The organism is Clostridioides sp. ZZV15-6598 (genome assembly GCF_020657705.1).
Taxonomy (GTDB): Bacteria; Bacillota; Clostridia; order Peptostreptococcales; family Peptostreptococcaceae; genus Clostridioides; species Clostridioides difficile_F.
The window spans coordinates 1-2,950 of sequence record NZ_JAGWCS010000232.1; the positions used below are offsets into that span (position 1 = coordinate 1).

The 2,950-nt window shown below is 26.6% G+C and carries 5 protein-coding genes; 3 read left to right on the forward strand and 2 right to left on the reverse strand.

What is annotated here, in order from left to right:
* Positions 1-150: 150 nt before the first annotated feature.
* From KGF50_RS20995 to KGF50_RS21005, 3 genes are read left to right on the forward strand one after another with little or no spacing between them, the layout of a single operon-like run.
* The gene (locus KGF50_RS20995) at positions 151-381 is read left to right on the forward strand and encodes a hemolysin XhlA family protein (RefSeq protein WP_227849858.1); all 231 of its coding nucleotides are present in this window, start codon (positions 151-153) and stop codon (positions 379-381) included.
* A gap of 19 nt (positions 382-400) precedes the next feature.
* Complete coding sequence (locus KGF50_RS21000; protein ID WP_227849859.1) at positions 401-661, forward strand: phage holin family protein; 261 nt, start codon at positions 401-403, stop codon at positions 659-661.
* Positions 658-1,470, forward strand: a complete 813-nt coding sequence (locus tag KGF50_RS21005; RefSeq protein WP_227849860.1) for an N-acetylmuramoyl-L-alanine amidase — start codon at positions 658-660, stop codon at positions 1,468-1,470. The genes KGF50_RS21000 and KGF50_RS21005 overlap by 4 nt, the downstream gene beginning before the upstream one ends.
* A 114-nt stretch (positions 1,471-1,584) precedes the next feature.
* Here the strand turns inward: KGF50_RS21005 and KGF50_RS21010 are convergent, their stop codons facing one another.
* Both KGF50_RS21010 and KGF50_RS21015 read right to left on the reverse strand, forming a co-directional pair.
* The gene (locus KGF50_RS21010) at positions 1,585-1,950 is read right to left on the reverse strand and encodes a hypothetical protein (RefSeq protein ID WP_227849861.1); all 366 of its coding nucleotides are present in this window, start codon (positions 1,948-1,950) and stop codon (positions 1,585-1,587) included.
* Positions 1,950-2,756 carry an AAA family ATPase gene (locus tag KGF50_RS21015; RefSeq protein WP_227849862.1) on the reverse strand — a complete coding sequence of 269 codons (807 nt, stop codon included), beginning with the start codon at positions 2,754-2,756 and terminating at the stop codon, positions 1,950-1,952. The genes KGF50_RS21010 and KGF50_RS21015 overlap by 1 nt, the downstream gene beginning before the upstream one ends.
* Positions 2,757-2,950 lie beyond the last annotated feature (194 nt).

Sequence of the window (2,950 nt, forward strand, 5' to 3'; positions counted from 1 at the left end):
GAGGTATAGATATAAATGACAATTCATGGTTACCAAAATCTACAGTTAATGGTGGAGTAGGTTATGATTATATAGCAGTTAAGTATCGTTAATTGTCAAAGGCTTAGAGATTACTCTAAGCCTTATTTTAATACAAACAAGGAGGCTCACATGAATGAAGAACTTTTCAAAGACAATTTGAAACGACATGAGGTAACAATAAATAAGCATAATGATGAAATAGACGAATTAAAAGTAGCAAATATAGAGTCTAAAGCAGAGTTAAAGGCACTGTGCGAGAATTTAAACGCACTTACAAGTATGCTCAAGTGGCTAATTGGAACAATGATTACAACACTTGTAGGATTCTTTATATTTGCAATACAGAGAGGAATATTTTAATTAATTAGGAGGATAAGAGATGGATAATTTAATAAGTTTCATACCAGAGCAGTTGCTAATTTTAGTGGCCGCTCTCTCTATTATAGGTAAGGGCTGTAAGAAGTATAAGCAACTAGATAATAAATATATTCCAGTAGTGTTATTGATACTTGGTATAGGGTTTTCTATTTGGATGTTAGGATTAAATCCTGTTGCAGCCTTACAATGTGTAATTTGTTGGGGTATATCAATAGGTATAAATCAAACTTACAAACAGTTAAAGGATGGTGAAAAGCAATGAAAATATGTATTACAGTAGGACACAGTATTTTAAAAAGTGGTGCATGTACTTCTGCTGATGGGGTAGTTAACGAGTATCAATATAATAAATCTCTTGCGCCAGTATTAGCGGATATATTTAGAAAAGAAGAACATAAGGTAGATGTAATAATATGCCCCGAAAAGCAGTTCAAAACTAAGAATGAAGAAAAGCCTTATAAAATACCTAGAGTTAATACTGGAGGCTATGACTTACTCATAGAACTACATTTAAATGCAAGTGATGGTCAAGGAAAAGGCTCAGAGGTGCTATATTATAGTAATAAAGGTCTAGAGTATGCAACTAGAATATGTAAGAAACTAGGCACAGTATTTAAAAATAGAGGTGCTAAATTAGATAAAGGATTATATATTTTAAATAGTTCCAAACCTACAGCAATACTAATTGAAAGTTTCTTCTGTGACAATAAAGAAGATTATGAGAAGGCTAAGAAACTTGGATATGAAGGTATAGCTAAGTTAATCGTAGAAGGTGTATTAAATAAAAATATAAGTAGTGAGGGAGTTAAACAAATGTACAAACATACAATAGTTTATGATGGAGAAATTGATAAAATACCTGCAACTGTGGTTGGTTGGGGATATAATAATGGAAAAATATTAATATGTGATATAAAAGATTACATTCCAGGAAGGACAGAAAATTTATATGTTGTAGGAGGAGAAGCATGTAATAAAATAACGGATATAACTAAAGAAAAATATACTATGATAAAGGGAAATGATAGATTTGATACCCTTTATAAAGCACTGGAATTTATAAAGAAATAATGTTAAATTAATATAAAATGTATTTTATTAGTTATATTATACATCTTATATTAAAGTAAATAATAACTTTTTTTTAAGTTATTATTTACTTTAATATATATTTTATAAACAAACTTATTTTTTAGGACCTTTGTTTTTATTTCTTTTATCATACTCTCTTGCTATCTTATCTATATTTAATTCTTCTGGCAAATGTTCTTTAGTTGCTCTTACATTAGCTCTAATAAACTCATTTATTACTTTATTTAAGGTAGTTTTTTTAAGATGTGCTATAGTCTTTAACACTTTTAAATCTTCATCATCAATATATAATGTAACTTGTCCTTTTTTAGTCTTTTTATTTTCTTTTAAATCTAGTAGATTTATGCCTTGAAGTTCTGTATCTTCATTGAATTTATTTCTAATTTCCTCATCAATTTCTTTTTTATAATCCTTTTTAGGGATAGCTATTTCTTCTTCATCTAACTCAAATCTACTCATTATAATACCTCCTTATTAATAAGTTCTTCTATTAAATCATTCAATTCTTCTCTAACTTTATGTGCTTTTTTTATTTTCCTACAATAATCATCTATACTTAACTTATTTAATACACAATTTTTTACTATAGTACTTTCACTTATTTTTACATCTGCTAAATCTTTTTTTATACTATCAAATCTATCAAGATAATCCATAAAAACATCACCAGAAGTTAATTTTCTTGAAGTATAAGAATTTATTACAATTGCTCTTTTTGCTTCATTAATTTCTCCCATCTCCTCTAAGTCCTCATTATATTTTTGATAAAATAACTCGCATCCTCTTATACTTGCGATATCTTGAAATTCAAGAGGTGTTATAATACTATCTGATATAAATAGAAAGTTTCTAGCAATTAAGTCATATGAAGGAGATAAATCTATTAATATATAATCATAATTTTTAAGTGTAGAAATATTTTTCTTGAACCACTTAAAAGCAACTTTTTCTCTACTAGTTTTTATAGTTAAATACTCTGATAAAACAGATAAAGATAAATCACTTGGTATCAAATCAATATTTGGATAATCTTTTAATGGAGACTTTATTATTAATTCTTCTGCACTTATATCATCTTTAAATGCATCTAATATAGTTTTTTTATTATGTACTATCTTATATATAAATTGTGTGAAATTGGCTTGAGTATCTCCATCAAGTATGAGTACTTTTTTGTCTTTTTTTGATAAATTAAGAGCAATTAGATATGCTAATGTCGTTTTTCCAACCCCACCTTTTACATTAAATAAACTTACTATTTTCATTTCAATCCTCCCATAAATTTTATTGGTATATAGTATTATATCATACTTCCGATTGTATTCGGCATTTTTTTGAAATTTATATAAAACTTATAAATAAATTATTTTATAACTTATAAAATAATTTATTTATAAGTTTTATATAATTAACCAGATATAGCACAAATATAAAAGGAATAGATACTGTCTATTAAAAA

Bases quoted from the DNA above. Each gene is read 5' to 3' on its own strand.
- KGF50_RS21000 (WP_227849859.1), top strand. From the start codon at position 401: ATGGATAATTTAATAAGTTTCATACCAGAGCAGTTGCTAATTTTAGTG.
- KGF50_RS21015 (WP_227849862.1), bottom strand. From the start codon at position 2,756: ATGAAAATAGTAAGTTTATTTAATGTAAAAGGTGGGGTTGGAAAAACG.
- KGF50_RS21005 (WP_227849860.1), top strand. From the start codon at position 658: ATGAAAATATGTATTACAGTAGGACACAGTATTTTAAAAAGTGGTGCA.
- KGF50_RS20995 (WP_227849858.1), top strand. From the start codon at position 151: ATGAATGAAGAACTTTTCAAAGACAATTTGAAACGACATGAGGTAACA.
- KGF50_RS21010 (WP_227849861.1), bottom strand. From the start codon at position 1,950: ATGAGTAGATTTGAGTTAGATGAAGAAGAAATAGCTATCCCTAAAAAG.